This is a genomic window from Nocardia sp. NPDC005825 (assembly GCF_040630175.1).
Taxonomy (GTDB): domain Bacteria; phylum Actinomycetota; class Actinomycetes; order Mycobacteriales; family Mycobacteriaceae; genus Nocardia.
This window is the reverse complement of the sequence record NZ_JBEXXC010000012.1, coordinates 130,742-149,153: the sequence shown is the minus strand read 5'-3', so window position 1 is coordinate 149,153 and position 18,412 is coordinate 130,742. Positions and strand designations below refer to the sequence as shown.

Genomic DNA, 18,412 nt, shown 5'->3' with positions numbered 1-18,412 from the left:
TCACGCTTCGTATGGAGATCTAGCGGTAGATCTGGGCAAGCATTCTTTCGGCTCATTCTGTCACACCTGAGCTACCGACTGCCCTATCTGGCCCGTGATCGACATGAGGATGAACACGATAAACAGCAAGACCATAATCGAGAGATCGAGCCGAATTCCCCCAAGATTCACTGGGGGTATCAAACGCCTCAGAAGTTTCACCGGGGGGTCGGTGATCGTGAAGATCACCTCGAGGATGACCACGACGAAGCCGGTCGGCCGCCAGTCGCGCGCGAAGCTGCGGATGAACTCGACGATGACTCGGCTGATCAGCAGCAGCCAGAAGAGGAACAGCAGGAGGTTCAACACCTGGAACAAGGCCACCGCACCACTCTGCCTGACAAACCATGATCGGCAAAACAGAAACACGGATCGTGCCGGTCACATCCGGTGTTGACGCGGCATGGCCGCAAGACTCCCCCATGATCCCCCGCGACCCTCGGTCGCAACCCCCTGGACGCGGCGCATTGCGCTGCCGCCGTGCGTGTTCGGCGCTGATGTGCGCCGGCACCGGCTGACGCCGCCGTTCCCCACGGCAGCGGCAGCTGGCTACTTCTGGTTGTAGAAGCCGTTCTCGGCGATGCGGCGGCGCTCCTCGGCGGAGACGTCGACGTCGGCGGGCGAGAGCAGGAACACCTTGGTGGCCACCTTGTCGAACGAGCCACGCAGAGCGAAGGCCAGACCGGCGGCGAAGTCCACCAGGCGGCGGGCGTCGGAGTTGCTCATCTCGACCAGGTCCATGATCACCGGGGTGCCGTCACGGAAACGCTCACCGATGATGGCCGCCTCGGCGTAGGTGCGCGGGCGCAGCGTCGTGATCTTGGACAAGGTGCCTCCGTCCTCGAAGATCTGGGGACGGCGGGCCGCCTCGATGCGGCGCTCCTGCTCCCGCAGCTCCTCGATGCGCCGCTCGGCGTCGGTGTCCATCGCCAGCGCGCCGCGGGTGCTCGCACCGCCGCCCATGGACCGGGTGCGGCTGGACGGGGCGGTGTCGATGCGGGTGGGGCGACGCGGGGCGTCGTAGCGGGCGTCGGCGTCGTAGCGGTCGCGCTCGCGGTGATCGCGCTCCCGCTCACGCAGCTCGTCGGCGTAGTCGTCGCGGCGGGAGGCGCTGTAGGCCGGCTTGTACGGGGCCTTGTACGACGGCTCGTAGGCCGGCTCGTCGTCGTAGCGGTCCTCGCCGTATCGGTCGTAGTCACGCTCGCGTTCGGCGTAGGGCCGGGGACGACGCTGGCCACGCTCATCGGCGCTCCGGGCGGCTCCGCGGTCGTCGACGTAATCGTCTTCGTAATCCTCGAGCGGAACCATCCCGAAGTACGCCTTGAACTTGTGCAGCGTGCTCATCTGGTCGACCTTCCTTCGGCCCCGGTTGGCCTGGGGTGTTGTCCTGCTCAGTCCTCGTCTGTCACCAAGCATATGTTTCAAATGTGACTGGTGAGGTTTCTTTGCTACGCCGAGGTTATCGGTCGCGCGCCCATAAGCGCAGTACCGACACGCACGCACGTACTGCCGTGGCGGATGGCCGACTCCAAGTCGCCGGACATGCCCGCCGACAGTTCTTTCGCCTCGGGGTGAACAATCGTTAATACAGAGTGGATGCGGGCCAGTTGCTCGAAGGCCGCGTCGGGCTCCACGTCCAGCGGCGGGATCGCCATCAGGCCCGCGAGCTGCAGCGATTCCGAGGCCGCGACCTGATCGGCGAGCGCGCGCAGCGCGTCGTCGCGGACGCCGCCGCGGGCCGGATCGGCGTCCAGCGACACCTGCAGCAGCACCCGCAAGGGGGCCGGACGCGCGCCCTCGTCCAGCGCGGCCCGCGCACCGGCCTCGAGCGCGCTCGCGAGCCGCTCGCTGTCCACCGAGTAGACCGTATCCGCCCAGCGTGCAACGGCTTTCGCCTTGTTGCGCTGGAGCCGGCCGATGAACTCCCAACGGACCTGGGACAGGTGCCCCAGCTGCGCCACCTTGCCCGCGGCCTCCTGTTCGCGGGACTCCCCGAACTCCCGGCGGCCCAGGTCATAGAGGATCTCGATATCCGAGGCGGGGAAGTACTTGGTCACCGGCAGCAGCCGCACCGACCCGGGCTCGCGGCCCGCGGCCACGCACGCTGCGTCGATTCGCTCGATGAGTGCCGACAGGGCGGTTTCGAGCTCGGCGACGCGACCTCCGCCGGACGTGACGTGCGCCGCATCGGATCCCGCTGCGGCGGTGAAACTTTCGGTCATTCTGAAACCCCCTCGGGTGACATCCAAATCACACCGGCGAGTCGGCCTGTCGGCGCGCCGCGGCGGTGGGAGAACAAGGTCTTGTCCTCGATGGTGCACCGCGGGTCCATCGCGACGGCGCCGACACCGGCCGCATCCAGCTGCCGCCGGATGCCCGCGCGCAGATCCAGGCCGGGAGTGCCCTTGACGGTGGTGGTCGCACTGCCCGGCAGATGCGCCTCGACATCGGCGCGCATGGCCGCGGGCACCTCGTACTGGCGGCCGCTGGCGGCCGGGCCGAGGAAGGCCCCGATCCGCTCCGGCTTCGCGCCGACCGACACCATGGCCTCGAGCACCCGGGGCACGATCCCGATGCGCGCCCCGATCCGGCCCGCGTGCACGGCCGCGATCACCCCGGCCTCGTCGTCGGACAACAGGATCGGCACGCAGTCGGCGGTGAGCACCACCAGCGCCAGATTTCGCTGGGTGGTGACCAGCGCGTCGGTGGCGGGCACCGGCTCGGTGCGCGGGCCGTCCACGATCTCGACACCGCGGCCGTGGATCTGCTCCATCCACACCAGCCGGTCCGGCGTCAGCCCGATGCTCTCCGCGAGCCGAACCCGATTGCGCCGCACCGCCTCCGGATCATCGCCGACGTGGTCGCCCAGATTGAACGAGTCGTAGGGCGCTTGCGAGAATCCGCCCGCCCGCGTCGTCACGACCCGTCTGGTCCGGAAAACAGGTGCCGCTGAAGTCATGCCACCGAGGGTAGTAGCCACCGCGGGGCAACCCGGAATCAGACAGCTACTGCGGCCGGAATCACGAACGCGCCCACCCTCTCGGGCGGGCGCGTTCGAATCGCGTTCCGTGACAGCGCGCGGCCGGTGTCAGCCGCGGCGCATGAAGTCCGGCACGTCGACCTCGTAGTCGTCGGTGTCCGGCGGCTGGATGTGGCCGCGGTTGTTGCTCGCCACCGTCGGGTCCACCACGGGCCGGGGCGCGCTGTAGGACGGGGCCGGACCGCGTTCGGCGATCGGCTGCGCGACGGGCGCGGGCTCCGGGCGCGCGGCCGGGGCGGGCTCGACCGCGCGGGCCGGGGTGTATTCGGTGCTGCGGCTGACGCTTCCGGCGCTGGCGCTCGCGGTCGCGGTGCTCGACTGGGTGCCGGGGAACCGGCTGACCGCGGGTTCGATGCGGCGGGCGGGCCCGCTGCCGTCGAAGCCGGCGGCGATCACCGTGACCCGGACCTCGTCGCCGAGCGAGTCGTCGATCACCGTTCCGAAGATGATGTTGGCCTCGATGTGCGCGGCCTCCTGCACCAGCGAAGCGGCCTCGTTGATCTCGAACAGGCCCAGATCCGAACCGCCCGCGATGGAGAGCAGCACGCCGTGCGCGCCGTCCATGCTGGCTTCCAGCAGCGGCGAGTTGATCGCCGCCTCGGCCGCCTTCACCGAGCGGCCCTCGCCGCGCGCGGAGCCGATGCCCATGAGGGCCGAGCCCGCGCCGGACATGACCGACTTGACGTCGGCGAAGTCGACATTGATCAGACCCGGGGTGGTGATCAGGTCGGTGATGCCCTGAACACCGTTGAGCAGCACCTCGTCCGCGGAGCGGAAGGCGTCCATCAGGCTCACCGCGGCGTCGCCGAGCTGCAGCAGGCGGTCGTTGGGGATGACGATGAGGGTGTCGCAGGACTCGCGCAGGGCCTGGATGCCCGCCTCGGCCTGGTTGCTGCGGCGCTTGCCCTCGAACGAGAACGGCCGGGTGACGACACCGATGGTGAGCGCGCCGAGCTTGCGGGCGATGGAGGCCACCACGGGCGCGCCGCCGGTGCCGGTGCCGCCGCCCTCGCCGGCGGTCACGAAGACCATGTCGGCGCCCTTGAGGACTTCCTCGATCTCGTCCTTGTGGTCCTCGGCGGCCTTGCGGCCGACCTCCGGATCGGCGCCGGCGCCGAGACCGCGGGTGAGTTCACGGCCGACATCGAGCTTCACATCGGCGTCCGACATCAACAACGCCTGCGCGTCGGTGTTGACCGCGATGAACTCGACTCCCTTGAGTCCCTGCTCGATCATCCGGTTGACGGCGTTCACGCCGCCGCCGCCGATACCGACGACCTTGATCACAGCAAGGTAGTTGTGCGGGGGCGTCATGGGCTCTCGCCTTCCTTCGATCTGAAACAGCTTGTCGTCTTCGGTTACTCGACATGAAACGACACAATGGTCTCGGTCCGATAAACCCTCAACCATAGCTTCAGCGTTATGTCAAGTATCCGACTGGTGCCGAACGGTATTCGCAGCCACCGCGTTACGGGCGCAGGCGCGCCGAAACGAGTGTCAGAATCTTGTGTGATTCGCCTCGTCCGACCCACCCGAGCATCGTATCGTGGACGGTTGCCCTCCGGTCCTGGATCGGAACCGACGGTGCCCTTCCGGCAAACCACCGAAAATTTCGGCGGCCCAATGGGTATCGCTCACTTTACCGTGACCAGATTCGGACTCGAAACATCGAATACCTTGCCCGGCTGGGAAAGCAGGGGCCCGACCACCGCGGCCTTGCGCGAGGAATCCACGGTTCCGCCCCACAGCACCGTGCGACCGTCACGCAACTCCAGGGCAATATCCGAAACCGAGCGGGCCACAACCGCTCCCACGCCGACCTGATCGCGCAGCGGAATCGGAATCGCGGCCATCACGGCCACCGCCGCCTTGGTCACCGGGTCCGTTCCGCCCGGATGCTCGGTCACCAGTTTGGGCACTCCGAGGCCCGGCGGCTCGATGGCGAATTCGACGCTGTCGCAATCGAGCAGATGGGCGCCATCGGGACTGTCGAAATACAGCACCGGGGTTCGCTCGGTGACCGTCACGCGGACCGTGGACGGGAACACCCGCTGCACCCGCACCGAGCGGACCTTCGGCAACTGGGAGACCTGTTCGGCCAGCGCATCGGTGTCCAGCCGCAGGATGGACAGGCCGTCGGGCACCTGCAGGGCTTGCCGCACCTGCTCTTCCGGCACCGCGGCCAGTCCGTCGACCTCGACCGTGCGCACCGACAGCACGGGAGTGAACCAGGCGACCAGTCCGAGCGCGATCAGGGCCACCACACCGGCGAGCACCCCGATCCGCACCCCGCGCGACCGCCAGGCGATCGCGATCCGCGACTCCCGCGGTTCCCGGCCACGTCTGAGCCGGGCCCGGCGGGCCGCCGCGCGTTCGGCGGCCCCGGTGTCGCCGGTGGCCGGTTCGGCGGAATCGGTACCGTGCGTGCCGCTATCGGCGGCGGCCGTGTCGTAGGCGTCGTCCGCGGCCGGAACCGACCGCTCCAGCTCTCCCCCACCCGAGCCCATCGGCGCTCACCGCCCGTGCGAGGGTCGTGCGCGCAGCCCGTCCAGAATCTGGCTGCCCAGCATGGTCACATCGCCCGCGCCCATGGTGATCACCACGTCGCCGGGCCGCGCCAGCGCGCCCACCTGCTTGCCGACCCGCGACATATCCGGCTGGTAGTGCACGGGTTTGGTGACCGCGCTCGCGACCAGCGCGCCGTTCACGCCCGGCAGCGGCTCCTCCCGCGCGCCGTACACGTCGAGCACCACGACCTCGTCGGCCAGCGACAGCGCCGCCCCGAACTCGGTCGCGAAAGTGGCGGTGCGGCTGTACAAGTGGGGCTGGAACACCACGATCACCCTCCCGGGCCGCGACCGGGCGCCGTCGCGCGCCTCCTGCGCGACCAGTTCGGCCGCCGCGGAGAGCACCGCGCGCACCTCGGTGGGGTGGTGGGCGTAGTCGTCGAAGACGCGCACGCCGTTCTCGCGCCCGGTGAGCTGGAAGCGGCGGTGCACACCGCCGAAACCCTCCAGGCCCTGGATGATTTCGCCCAGATCGGCCCCGGTGGCGCGAGCGGCCAGCAGCGCGCCGAGCGCGTTGAGCGCCATGTGCCGGCCCGGCACCGACAGTCGCAGGGTGCGCGGCGCGGACTCGTCGGAGAGCTGGAACACCGCGACGCCGCCGACATCGCGCGGCTCCCACGACAGCAGTCGCGCGCCGACCGTCAGACCGGACTCCGCGAAATCGCCGGAGCCGTAACCGATCACCTGGATCCCGCGCGAGTCCTCCGCCAGCCGGGCCGCCGAACGCTGGGCCAGGCCCAGCGAGCCCGGGTCGTCCAGGCACACCACCAGACGGCCGCCCTGCTCGAGCCGGTCCACGAAGTCGTCGAAGACCTGCACGTAGGCCTCGTCGGTGCCGAAGTAGTCCAGGTGGTCGGATTCGATATTGGTGACCACCGCGACGTCGGGCGCGTACTGCAGCAGCGAGCCGTCGCTCTCGTCGGCCTCGGCCACGAAGATGCCGCCGGTGCCGTGGTGGGCGTTGGTGCCCGCCTCGTTGAGCTCGCCGCCGACCGCGAAGGACGGGTCGAGTCCGCAGTGCTGCAGGGCCACCACCAGCATGGAGGTGGTGGAGGTCTTGCCGTGGGTGCCCGACACCAGCAGCGTCTTGTGCCCCTGCATGAGCGAGGCCAGCACCGCCGGGCGCAGCAGCACCGGCACCCCGCGCCGATGGGCTTCCACCAGTTCGGGATTGGTCTTGGGGATGGCGGCGTAGGTGGTGACCACCGCAGTGGGTCCACCGGGCAGCAGGTCCAGCGCCGAGGCGTCGTGGCCGATGCGCACCTGCGCGCCGCGCGCCCGCAGAGCCAGCACGCCGCGGCTCTCCTTGGCGTCGGAACCGGACACCATGCCACCGCGCGACAGGAGAATTCTGGCGATACCGGACATACCGGCACCGCCGATGCCGATCATGTGCACGCGCCGCAGATGCTCGGGTAGATCGGTGTGAGCTTCCGCGGTACCCACATCACTGTCCGGCCGCTCCACTGTCACCTCGAATTACCCCGTTCCCTGGCGTGTTTCATCGGATAGTTGGGCTCCCAGGCCCGGGTGCTGCGCCACGATTCCGTGGAGCGGCTGGTGCGCCGGGCCGAATCCGAATCTACCGACCGCCGCGAGGACGAGTCCGCCGAGCCGCCCCGGCCCCGCCCCGAGGGTAGCGCGCGCTTCTGCGGCGCGGACTTCACCTTCGCGTTCGCCTTCGGCTTGGGCTTGGCCTTACCGGTCGCCTTGGACTTGGCGCGGGCGCGCGCGGCCCGGGCGGGCGAGTAGATGTCGGGTGTGGGCAGCCGCAGCAGACGGCTGAAGCGACCGTCCTGCCCGGCGTGCAGGGCCGCCACCGCCTCGGGCTCGTGCCGGGCGGCATTGGCGATGATGCCGAACATGAACAGGGTGATGGCCAGCGAGGAGCCGCCCGCGGAGACCAGCGGCAGCTGCAGACCGGTCACCGGCAGCAAACCCACCACGTAGCCGACATTGATCAGCGCCTGCCCGGTGATCCAGGTGGTGGCCGAGGCGGTCAGCAGCCGGATGAACGGATCCACCGACCGCGAGGCGATCCGCAGGCCGGTGTACACGAACAGGGCGAACAGCCCGAGCACCAGCGCGCAGCCGAGGAAGCCGAGCTCCTCGCCGATGATGGCGAAGATGAAGTCGTTGTGCGCGTTGGGCAGATAGCTCCACTTGGCGCGCGACTGGCCCAGGCCGCGACCCCAGATGCCGCCGTCGGCAAGGGAATACATGGCCTGGCGGGCCTGGTAGCCGATGCCCTGCGGGTCGTCGCCCGGATTGAAGAAGGCGCGCATGCGGTCCGAGCGATACCCGGCCGAGAGCGCGAGGATCGAGGCCGCCACCGCACCCGACACCGCGATGGTGACGAACATGCGCAGCGGCAGCCCGCCGAACCACAGCAGCGAGGTCAGCACGATGCCGAGCGCGATGGTGGTGGACAGGTTGGGCTCGAGCACCACCAGCAGACAGACCAGCAGGCCGGCCGGCACCAGCGGCATGAGAATGTCCTTGTACCCGGCCTTCTCGGACTGCCGCGACGCCAGCAGGTGCGAACCCCACACCACCAGCGTCACTTTCGCGATCTCCGAGGGCTGCACCGACACCACGCCCAGGTCGAACCAGCGCTGCGAGCCCTGCACCTTGGTGCCGACGCCGGGGATCAGCACCAGCACCAGCATCACCACCGACAGCGCGAACACCGGGAACGACAACTGCCGCATCACCCGCATGGGAATGCGCAGCGCGATGTAGAACAGCACCGCGCCGACCGCGGCCAGCACCGCCTGGGTGAAGAACAGCGAATAGGCCGAGCCGCCACCGGCGTAGGACTCCACACTGGAGGCCGAGAGCACCATGACCAGGCCGAGCACGGTGAGCAGTACCGCGATCGCCACCACCAGGTGGAACGACGCCAGCGGGCGGGCCAGCCACGCAACGAACCATCCGGTTCGCAGACGCTGTGGGCCCTTGTTCCCGGCCCGCCGCGGCGTCGCCGTCGTCATTCGGATCTCCCGATGTCCTTCTCGTCCAGGGCCTGCACGGCGGCCGCGAAACTGCGACCGCGGTGCGTGTAGTCGGCGAACATGTCCAGGGATGCCGCGGCCGGAGCCAGCAGCACGGTATCGCCGCGATGGGCGAAACCGGCCGCCACGCGGACCGCGCGCGCCATCACCGCTTCGGGTTCGATCTCGGTGAAGGGGTCACCCATTCGAGCATCGTCCCCCGAATTCAGCTCCACCACCGGCACATCGGGGGCGTGTCGCGCGAGTGCGGCCGCGATCACGGCCGCGTCCTGCCCGAACAGCACGGCCGCGACCAGGTGTTCGCGGCACTCCTCGATGAGGTCCTCCACGCCGGCGCCCTTGAGCTGACCGCCGGCCACCCAGATCACGTTGGGGTGGGCCAGGATCGACGAACGCGCGGCGTGCGGGTTGGTGGCCTTGGAGTCGTCCACGAACTCCACGCCCGACAACTCGCGCACGAAGGCCGCCCGGTGCGGGCCGACCCGATGCTCCTGCAGGCCCTCCTTGACGAACTGCGGGGCCACGTCGATGGATCGGGTGAGCGCGGCCGCGGCCAGCGCGTCGGCCACACCGGCCGGACCCTGCGGGCTGATATCGCTGGTCTCGGCCAGGATGGCGGCCTTGGTGAAGGCGCGGTCGAGCAGCTTGCCGTCCACCACGCCCAGCTCGCCGTCGGCGGGCACGCCGATGCGGAAGCCGACGGTGCGGCGCGCCTTGGACTTCCGGGCCAGCGCCGCGGCCACCTGATCGTCGAGGCCGACCACGCCGACCCGGCCGGTCAGCGCACGCGCCTTGGCGGCGGCGTAGGCGTCCAGGCCGCCGTGCCAATCCAGGTGATCCTCGGCCACATTCAGCACCACCCCGGCCTCGGGGCGGACCGACGGGGCCCAGTGCAACTGGAACGAGGACAGCTCCACGGCCAGGATCTGCGGGCCGGGATTGCGGCGCAGCGCGTCCAGGATGGGCAGCCCGATATTGCCGCAGGCCACCGACGGGATGCCGGCGGCGCGCAGGATCGAGTGCGTCATCTGGGTGGTGGTGGTCTTGCCGTTGGTGCCGGTGATCACCAGCCACTTGCGGACCGGACCGTAGATACGGGCCTGATCGACCCACCACGCGAACTCGACGTCACCCCACACCGGGATGCCCTCGGTCACCGCGGACGCCAGCACCGGCGAATCCGGCCGCCAGCCCGGGCTGGTGATGACCAGCGCGAAGCGCCGCAGCGCATCCGGTTCCAGCAGGTCCGCGCTGGTGGCGGTGCCCAGACCCAGTTCGGCGGCCTCGGCCAGCGCCTTGGCGCCGCTGTCGGTGACCACCGGCCGCGCACCGATATCGCGCAGCGGTTCGATCAGCGAACGCCCGGAGACACCCCACCCGGCGACCAGCACGTCACGGCCACGCAGGAATTCGAGCATGGGTCCCGGCGACCGCAGGACCCTCGGAGAATGTTCGGCCATTGCTGTCTCACCCTGCCGCAGAGAGGTATTCGCTGTAGAACAGGCCCAGTCCGATCGCCGACGCCATACCGGCCAGCAACCAGAACCGGATGATCACCGAGGTCTCGGCCCACCCGCTCAGCTCGAAGTGATGATGGAACGGTGCCATCTTGAACAGACGATTGCGGGTCGCGCGGAACACCGCCACCTGCAGCACCACCGAGGTGGTCTCGGCCACGAACAGCGCGCCGATGACGACCATCAGCAGCTCGGTACGGGTGGTGATGGACAGGCCCGCGAGCAGACCACCCAGCATCAGCGAACCGGTGTCGCCCATGAAGATCTTGGCGGGCGCGGCATTCCACCACAGGAAGCCGATACAGGCCGCACCACCGGCCGCGCACACCAGCGCCAGATCCAGCGGATCACGCACCTGGTAGCAGCCCGCCACCGCGTGCGCGGAGCACGAGTTACGCCACTGCCAGAAGGTGATGATCATGTACGCGCCCAGCACCAGGCTCATCGAGCCCGCGGCCAGACCGTCCAGGCCGTCGGTCAGGTTCACCGCGTTGGACCAGGCCACCACGATGAGGCAGACGAACGCCAGGAAGACGATCACGCTCATCGACAAGGTATTGATGTCGCGGGTGTAGGACAGTCGCTTGTCGCCCGGCGTCAGGCCGTGAATGTTCTTGAACTGCAAGGCCAGGACGCCGAACACGATCGCCGAGGTGAGCTGGCCGATGTACTTCCCGGCCGCGGTCAGACCCAGGTTGCGCTGCTTGCGCAGCTTGATCAGGTCGTCGGTGAAGCCGACGAAACCCAGCGCGGTGGCCAGGCCCATGACCAGCAGGCCCGAGGCCGAGGGGCCCGGCTCGCCGTAGGTCATCGAGATCAGGTGCGAACCCAGGTAGCCGGCCCACATGCCGATGATGATGGCGACGCCACCCATGGTCGGGGTGCCGCGCTTGGCCTTGTGGCTTTCCGGGCCGTCGACCCGGATCTCCTGGCCGAAGCCCTGCTTGGCGAAGTAGCGGATCACCACGGGGGTGAGCAGAATCGAAACGGTCAGCGCGATCGCGGCCGACAAGAGAATCTGGGTCATCGAGCGGCCTCCTGCTCCGCACCGATCAGGTGTTCGGCGACGGTCCACAGACCGACGGACTTGGATGCCTTCACCAGCACCACCGCGCCCGGCTCGAGTTCTTCGTCGAGCAGCGCGATGGCCGAGTCGATATCGGGCACATGGATGGCTTCCTCACCCCACGAACCCTCCTGCACGGCGCCCTGGAACATGGCGCGCACCGGACGACCCTGACCGACGACGATCAGCCGGTCCACGTCCAGGCGCACCACCAGGCGGCCGATCTTGTCGTGTTCGAGAACGGATTCCTCGCCCAGTTCACCCATTTCGCCGAGCACCGCCCAGCTGGGCCGCGGCTCGGCCCCGGCGCGGGACATGGTGACCAGCGCCTTGAGGGCGGCACGGACCGAATCCGGGTTGGCGTTGTAGGAGTCGTTGACGACAGTGACGCCGTCGGCGCGGGTGCGCACGTCCATGCGGCGGGCCGAGGCGGCGGCCGCGCCGGCCAGCGCCGCCGCGACGGTCGCGAGATCCGCGCCCTGGTCGAGGGCGACGGCGGCGGCGGACAGGGCGTTGCCGACCTGGTGCTCACCGGACACGGCCAGCTGGACGTCGACTGATTCGCCGTTGGCGTGCAGCGTGAATCGGGCGCGCGCCTGCTCGTCGAGCACGACGTCGGCGGCGCGCACATCGGCCGAGGACGCCAGGCCCACGGTCACCACCCGGGCGGCGGTGCGCGCGGCCATCTGCGCGACCAGGTGGTCGTCGGCGTTCAGCACCGCCAGCCCGGAGGCCGGAAGCGCCTCGACCAGTTCACCCTTGGTCTGCGCGATCACCTCGCGGCTGCCGAACTCGCCCAGGTGCGCGGTGCCGACATTCAGCACGACGCCGACGCTGGGCGGAGCGATCTCGGTGAGCGCCTTGATGTGTCCCGGGCCGCGAGCCGACAGCTCCAGCACCAGGAACCGGGTCTGCGCGTCGGCGCGCAGGGCCGTCCACGGGTGACCGAGCTCGTTGTTGAACGAACCGGGCGGGGCCACAACGGATCCCAGCGGCGCGAGCACGGCCGCGATCAGGTCCTTGGTGGAGGTCTTGCCGGACGAGCCGGTCACTCCCACCACGGTCAGGCTCCCGGCCTGCACCAGCCGGTCCACGCTGGCGCGGGCCAATGCGGCCAGCGCGTCCAGCACCGCCGCGCCGGAGCCGTCGGTGTCGTGGGCCAGCGCGATGGCGCGGGTGTTCCCGGGGTGGGGCTCCACCACGATGGCGGGCACCCCGACCGGCCGCGCGGCGAGCACCGCGACCGCGCCCTGCGCGACGGCCCGCGCCGCGAAGTCGTGGCCGTCGGCGCGCTCACCCGGCAGCGCCAGGAACAGGTCACCGGAACCGATTCGGCGCGAGTCGAATTCGGCCGAGCCGGTGACCTTCGCCTCGGGATCGGCGACGTCGTGCAGCGTGCCGCCCACGACCTCCGCGATCTCCCGCAAAGTCATTTCGATCATGAATGCGTCAGGTCCCTCGTCTTTTCCGACAGGGCGGCCGCGAGTACCTCGCGGTCGTCGAACGGCTGCTTCACGCCTGCAATCTCCTGCCCTGTCTCATGTCCCTTGCCCGCGATCAGCACCGCGTCCCCGGGCCGCGCCCAGTTCACGGCGGCGTGGATCGCGGCCGCCCGGTCCCCGACCTCCCGGACCTCACCGCGTTCCGCGTCCGGCACCTGTTCGGCCCCGGCGAGCACCGCGGCGCGGATGGCGGCCGGGTCCTCGCTGCGCGGATTGTCGTCGGTAATGATGGCCAGGTCGCTGCCGCGCGCCGCCGCCGCACCCATGAGGGGCCGCTTGCCGGCATCGCGATCACCGCCCGCGCCCACCACGACCGCCAGACGTCCCGTCCCCTGTTGTTCGGCCAACCACGTGCGCAGGGTCGCCACGACCGATTCGATCGCGGCCGGCTTGTGCGCGTAGTCCACCACGGCCAGAAACTCCTGACCCCTATCCACCCGCTGCATGCGACCCGGCACGTCCACCTCGCCGAGCGCCGCCGCGGAAGTCTCGATATCGGCGCCCGCCGCCGCGCAGACCGCGACCGCCAGCAGCCCGTTGGCGATGTTGTACGCGCCCGGAAGCCGCAGCCGCACATCCACATTGACGCCCGGCCCCGCCGCGGTGAATTCCTGGGTGCCGCCGGTCCCGGCGGTCGCCGCGCCCGCGGTCCAATCGGCGGGCGCGCCCGCGCGGGTCGCCACCGTGCGCAGGCGGCCGGTGGTATCACCGGATTCGGCTGCCAGGCAGTCCGATACGTCGCCCGCCAGGCGCTGCCCCCACTCGTCGTCCACGCAGATCACCGCGGTGCGCGCGGCCACCGAGGGGCGCGACGCGGCGGCGGTGTCCGGGCCGTCGGGAATGAACAGGCGGCGCTTGGCCGCGAAGTAGTCCTCGAAGTCGGCGTGGAAATCGAGGTGGTCCTGGGACAGGTTGGTGAACGCGCCGACCGCGAAGCTCACCCCGTCCACCCGGCCCAGCGCCAGCGCGTGACTCGACACCTCCATCACCACCGCGTCCACGCCCTGCTCGACCATGACCGCGAACATGGCGTGCAGCTGCGGGGCCTCGGGGGTGGTGAGCGCCGAGGGCACCCGGACCCCGCCGATGCGGGTCTCGATGGTGCCGATCAGCGCGGTGCGCAGCCCGGACGCGGCGAGCCCGGCCTCCACCAGATACGAGGTGGTGGTCTTGCCGGAGGTGCCGGTGATACCGATGATGCGCAGTTTGCGAGACGGATCACCGTAAAGGGCCGAGGACAACTCGCCGAGAATCGTGCGCGGCGCGTCGTGCACCAGCACGGGGACGGTGATCTCGCCGATCAGCTCCGCACCCGCCGGATCGGTGAGGACCGCGACCGCGCCGCGCTCCACCGCGTCCGCGGCGTAGCGCGCGCCATGGGAATGCCCACCGGCCAGACCGGCGAAAAGATCGCCCGGCAGTACCGCGTTCGACCGCTGCTCGATACCCGTGACCTGGATGTCCCGCAAACCTGCCGCGGACCCGGCGGGCGTCGCGCCCGTCAGCTCCGAGACCGTGCGCAAGCTGGTCGCCGCCGGTGCGGCGGGCCGGAACACCTGCGACGGTGCCCCATCACCACTACGTGGTAGCGACTGCGCGGGCACGAAGCTCCTCTCACGGGCGGGTTTCATATGAAGAAAAGATCCGGACGACCGGATCGACGTGTCAGGTTACCTGTGTTCGATTGCCGTGCGATCGGCACGGCGCAGTTCGGTCGCCCGCCGGTAGTGGTATCGGCGGCGGCGTGCGTGACGACCATCCGTTCCCTGCTCTAACTCGCCTGCAGAATCAGCTGTTTGGCGGGCGGTGACGGCGGGATCCGGTCCCGCTGCAGCAGCCACGACGCGATGCTGTGGAACAGGGGTGCGGCCGATCCGCCACCGCTGCCGTCCGAGCTGCGCACGGGCGCGTCGAGCATCATGCCGATCACGTAGCGCGGATTGTCGGCGGGGGCCATGCCCGCGAAGGTGATCCAGTAGCGATCGCTGGAGTAGCAGCGGCACTTGGGATCGATCTGCTGCGCGGTGCCGGTCTTGCCGGCGATCTGATAGCCCTCGATCGAGGCCGGGCTGCCGGTGCCGGACTGGATGCCGCGCGGATCCTTCTGCACCACGGCCTGGAACATCTGCTGCAGGGTCTTGGCGGTCTGCGGGCTCACCACCTTCACGCCCTCCGGCGGCTCCTCCTCGGTGCGCGCGCCGTCCGGGGCGATCTTGGCCTTCACGATGCGCGGCGGAATCCGCACGCCATTGTTGGCGATGGCCTGGTACATCCCCGTCATCTGCAGGGTCGTCATCGAAAGACCCTGGCCGATGGGCAGGTTGGCGAAGGTGGAACCCGACCACTGGTCACGCGAGGGCACCACGCCGCTGCTCTCGCCGGGCAGGCCGACGCCGGTGCGCTGACCCAGGCCGAACTTCTTGAGCATGTCGAAGTAGCGGTCCTCGCCGACCCGCTGCGCCAGCATCAGGGTGCCCACGTTCGAGGACTTCCCGAAGACGCCGGTGGTCGTATAGGGGGCGACGCCGTGGTCCCAGGCGTCGTGCACGGTGACCCCGCCCATGAAGATGCTGCCCGGAACCTGGAGCACCTCATCGGGGTTGGTGAGGCCGTACTCGATGGCCGACGCCGCGGTGACGATCTTGTTCACCGAGCCGGGCTCGTACACCTCCTGTACCGACGGATTGCCCAGATCGGTGGTGGACCAGAAGCGCGGCCCCATCGCGGGATTGAAGGTGTTGTCATTGGCCATGGCCAGCACCTGGCCGGTGTGCACGTCCAGCACCACCGCCGAGGCCGCGCTCGCGCCCGACAGATCCTTGGCCTGCTGCACCTGCTGCTGCACGTAGTACTGCAGATCCGAGTCCAGGGTCAGCTCCACGCCGAAACCGTTCACCGCGGGCTGGCGGTCACGCCACGAACCCGGGATCACCGCGCCGTCGGAGCCGCGGTCGTAGGTCATCGAGCCGTCCGAACCGGCCAGCAGCGCGTCCATCGAGGACTCCAGGCCGATCTGCCCGTGGCCGTCCCAGCCGGTCGCGCCGATCACATTGGCGGCCAGCGCGCCACCCGGGTACTCGCGCATGTCCTGGCGTTCGAGCCCGACCTCCGGGAACTTCAGCGTGATGTCGGCGGCGACCCGCGGATCCACATTGCGCACCAGATAGACGAACGGCTCGTCACTCTTCAGCTTGGCCAGGATGTCCTTCTGGGGAGCGTCCTTACCCAGCTTCTCGTGCAGGTATTTGGCGATGGCGGCGAGCCGGTCGTCCGGATCCGGAGCGGTCTTCGGCTGCTTCTCGCGCTCGTCGGCCAGATCCTTGCGGACCCGCACCGGCTGGAAGGTCAACGCCTTGGCGGCGATGGTGAACGCCAGCGACTTCCCGTAGCGGTCGGTGATCGGCCCGCGGGTGGCGGGATCGGCCAGCTTCACGGTCCGCTGACTGGCCGCCTCCGAGGAGAGCTTCGGCGCGGAAATGCTCTGCACCCACAGCAATTGGATGGCGGCCACGACGATCGCCACCAGCATCACCAGCCGGCCCACCCCGAACCGGAACCGCGTACTCGAATCCAGTCCCGGAGCCGGCCGTGGTCTGAACTGCCGGCCCGGACCCGAACCCGCGCGGCCCGACCCGGACTTCGCCCGTGCGACGGCGGCGCGCCCCCGGCCGGAATCGGAACGGCCCCGGCCGGAATCACGCCCGCGCCCCGCGCGGGTAGGGCTCATCGACCAACCCCATTCACGGACATCGTGGTCGTCGTCGAAGATTCGATCATCGCGGCACGCCGTTCGCCTGGACCGCCGGGTTCTGCGGCGTCGGAAGCGGGGACGCCGGAACGGGATTCGCGGCCGAGGTGGTCGGCGGGGCCGGGGCCGTCGTGGGCGGCGCCGCCGGGGTGGTGGTCACCGGGACGACGCGCTCACCCTGCTGCGGCTGCGACTGCTTGGGCGGGGCCGCGGCCGGGGTGGTGTTCAGCGCCGGAGCCGGAGCGCCCTGCGCGGGCTGCGGATTGCCGACCACGGTCACCTGACCGTCGGGGGCGATGATCAGGCGGGCCGGGTCCTTGGCCGGGATCATGCCGAGTTCGGCGGCGCGCTGGGCCAATTCGGGCGCCGAGTCGGCCGCGGCCACCTCGCGCTGCAGCGCGTCCCGCTCGTCGGACAGCTTCTGATTGGCGCGGCGCTGATCGCCGAGCTGGTAGCTGTCCTCGGTGGCGCGGGTGGTGAGCAACAGCGTCAGGGCCAGACCGCAGCCCAGCAGCGCGATGATGGTGGCCACGAAGGACATCCGACCGCGTGGGATGGATTCACTGCGCCGGCCGCGGCGCATCCCGGGCAGCTCCACGCCGCCCTCGCGATTGCGGCGCCGGGCGTAGGCCCGTTGCGCCGCACCCGATTTGACCCGCTCGGCGGCCTGCACCCGGCGGGCCCCCCGGCTCACCTGCGTCTTGATCGTCATAGCGCGGCTCCGATCTCTCGGGTCGCGGCTCGGAACCGCCCGCCGCCCCGGCGCTGTCGCGCCCCCTCGCGTCGTCTCTGGTTCATGCTGTGCCGTTCTGGGGCATGACCGGAGCGCTCCATGGTTACGCTCCGCTGCCGCCGCCGCGCCTGACCACTCATGCCCGGTCCTCCCCTGCGATACGTTCCGCCGCCCGCATGCGCACCGGAGCGGCTCGCGGGTTCTCCTCGATCTCCTGCTCGGTCGCCTTCTCCGCACCGCGGGTCAGGATCTTGAATTCCGGTCCCATGCCGGGCAATTCGACCGGCAGATCCAGCGGAGTGCGCGAGGCCGACCGCTTGGCCAGCTCCACCTTCACCACCCGGTCCTCGAGGGACTGATAGCTCATCACCACGATGCGGCCGCCCGGAGCCAGCGCGTCCAGCGCGGCGGGCAGCGCCGCCTCCAGCGATTCCAGCTCGCGGTTCACCTCCACCCGCAAGGCCTGGAAGGTGCGCTTGGCGGGATGCCCGCCCGTGCGCCGGGCCGCGGCCGGGATGGTGTCGTAGAGCAGCTCCACCAGCTGGGCGCTCGTGGTGAACGGGGTGCGCTGGCGGCGCCGCAGGATCTCCGAGGCGATCTTGCCCGCGAACCGTTCCTCGCCATAGGTTTTCAGCACCCGGGCCAGTTCGCCATGGCTGTAGGTATTGAGCACGTCGGCCGCGGTGGGGCCGGTGCTGGAGTCCATCCGCATGTCCAGCGGCGCGTCCACCGAGTAGGCGAACCCGCGATCGGCCTCGTCCAGCTGCATCGAGGACACGCCCAGATCCATGAGAATGGCGCTGACCGAACCCTTTTCGGGCAGACCGGCCTGTTCGAGCGCGGCGGGGATCCCGTCATATCTGGTGTGCACCAGGGTGATCCGGTCCCGGAACGGCGCTAGTCGCTCCCCCGCCAGCTTCAGCGCGGCGGTGTCTCGATCCAGGCCGACGAGTCTGATATTGGGGTAGGTCCGCAGGAAGTGCTCGGCGTGACCGCCGAGACCGAGCGTGCAGTCCAGATAGACGGCGCCCTCGGAATGCAGTGCGGGACCGAGGATTTGGTCGGCGCGATGCAAGAGAACCGGAACATGGCGGGGGCCGTCATTGCTCTGGTTCACCTAGGACCTCCCGGAATTCACTGCCTCACGTTCATTCGCATGGCCACATCGGACAGCGCGCGACGGTGG

General features: G+C 69.8%; 15 protein-coding genes. All 15 read right to left on the bottom strand.

Features of this window, described 5'->3' with window-relative positions; all coding sequences use genetic code 11:
• Positions 1 to 60 precede the first annotated feature (60 nt).
• Positions 61 to 363, bottom strand: coding sequence for a YggT family protein (locus ABZ382_RS28565; RefSeq protein WP_213560475.1), 303 nt, complete (start codon positions 361 to 363; stop codon positions 61 to 63).
• Positions 364 to 588: 225 nt separating this feature from the next.
• Positions 589 to 1,383, bottom strand: coding sequence for a cell division protein SepF (gene sepF, locus ABZ382_RS28560; protein WP_357095052.1), 795 nt, complete (start codon positions 1,381 to 1,383; stop codon positions 589 to 591).
• A gap of 104 nt (positions 1,384 to 1,487) precedes the next feature.
• Positions 1,488 to 2,261 carry a YggS family pyridoxal phosphate-dependent enzyme gene (locus ABZ382_RS28555; RefSeq protein WP_357095049.1) on the bottom strand — a complete coding sequence of 258 codons (774 nt, stop codon included), beginning with the start codon at positions 2,259 to 2,261 and terminating at the stop codon, positions 1,488 to 1,490.
• Positions 2,258 to 2,998, bottom strand: coding sequence for a peptidoglycan editing factor PgeF (gene pgeF, locus ABZ382_RS28550; RefSeq protein WP_357095046.1), 741 nt, complete (start codon positions 2,996 to 2,998; stop codon positions 2,258 to 2,260). Before pgeF ends, ABZ382_RS28555 begins: the two co-directional genes overlap by 4 nt.
• Positions 2,999 to 3,127: 129 nt before the next feature.
• A complete protein-coding gene (gene ftsZ, locus ABZ382_RS28545) occupies positions 3,128 to 4,393 on the bottom strand; it encodes a cell division protein FtsZ (protein ID WP_357095043.1) in 1,266 nt (421 codons plus the stop codon).
• 320 nt (positions 4,394 to 4,713) lie between these two features.
• Positions 4,714 to 5,586, bottom strand: coding sequence for an FtsQ-type POTRA domain-containing protein (locus ABZ382_RS28540; RefSeq protein WP_357095040.1), 873 nt, complete (start codon positions 5,584 to 5,586; stop codon positions 4,714 to 4,716).
• A gap of 6 nt (positions 5,587 to 5,592) precedes the next feature.
• Positions 5,593 to 7,038, bottom strand: a complete 1,446-nt coding sequence (gene murC, locus ABZ382_RS28535) for a UDP-N-acetylmuramate--L-alanine ligase (RefSeq protein WP_357095262.1) — start codon at positions 7,036 to 7,038, stop codon at positions 5,593 to 5,595.
• A gap of 77 nt (positions 7,039 to 7,115) precedes the next feature.
• Positions 7,116 to 8,639 (bottom strand): putative lipid II flippase FtsW, encoded by a 1,524-nt coding sequence (gene ftsW, locus ABZ382_RS28530; protein ID WP_357095038.1) that lies wholly within the window; start codon positions 8,637 to 8,639, stop codon positions 7,116 to 7,118.
• On the bottom strand, positions 8,636 to 10,078 hold the full coding sequence (murD, locus tag ABZ382_RS28525) for a UDP-N-acetylmuramoyl-L-alanine--D-glutamate ligase (RefSeq protein WP_357095259.1): 1,443 nt from the start codon (positions 10,076 to 10,078) through the stop codon (positions 8,636 to 8,638). The genes ftsW and murD overlap by 4 nt, the downstream gene beginning before the upstream one ends.
• 49 nt (positions 10,079 to 10,127) lie before the next feature.
• Positions 10,128 to 11,204, bottom strand: coding sequence for a phospho-N-acetylmuramoyl-pentapeptide-transferase (gene mraY, locus ABZ382_RS28520; RefSeq protein ID WP_213560470.1), 1,077 nt, complete (start codon positions 11,202 to 11,204; stop codon positions 10,128 to 10,130).
• Positions 11,201 to 12,685: a UDP-N-acetylmuramoyl-tripeptide--D-alanyl-D-alanine ligase gene (gene murF, locus ABZ382_RS28515; protein ID WP_357095035.1), complete on the bottom strand. Its 1,485-nt coding sequence runs from the start codon at positions 12,683 to 12,685 to the stop codon at positions 11,201 to 11,203. The genes mraY and murF overlap by 4 nt, the downstream gene beginning before the upstream one ends.
• Positions 12,682 to 14,349: a UDP-N-acetylmuramoyl-L-alanyl-D-glutamate--2,6-diaminopimelate ligase gene (locus tag ABZ382_RS28510; RefSeq protein WP_357095032.1), complete on the bottom strand. Its 1,668-nt coding sequence runs from the start codon at positions 14,347 to 14,349 to the stop codon at positions 12,682 to 12,684. Before ABZ382_RS28510 ends, murF begins: the two co-directional genes overlap by 4 nt.
• A gap of 167 nt (positions 14,350 to 14,516) precedes the next feature.
• A complete protein-coding gene (locus ABZ382_RS28505) occupies positions 14,517 to 16,274 on the bottom strand; it encodes a penicillin-binding protein 2 (protein WP_357095256.1) in 1,758 nt (585 codons plus the stop codon).
• Positions 16,275 to 16,518: 244 nt separating this feature from the next.
• Complete coding sequence (locus ABZ382_RS28500; RefSeq protein ID WP_357095030.1) at positions 16,519 to 17,205, bottom strand: hypothetical protein; 687 nt, start codon at positions 17,203 to 17,205, stop codon at positions 16,519 to 16,521.
• Positions 17,206 to 17,362: 157 nt separating this feature from the next.
• Positions 17,363 to 18,343: a 16S rRNA (cytosine(1402)-N(4))-methyltransferase RsmH gene (gene rsmH, locus ABZ382_RS28495; protein WP_357095027.1), complete on the bottom strand. Its 981-nt coding sequence runs from the start codon at positions 18,341 to 18,343 to the stop codon at positions 17,363 to 17,365.
• Positions 18,344 to 18,412 lie beyond the last annotated feature (69 nt).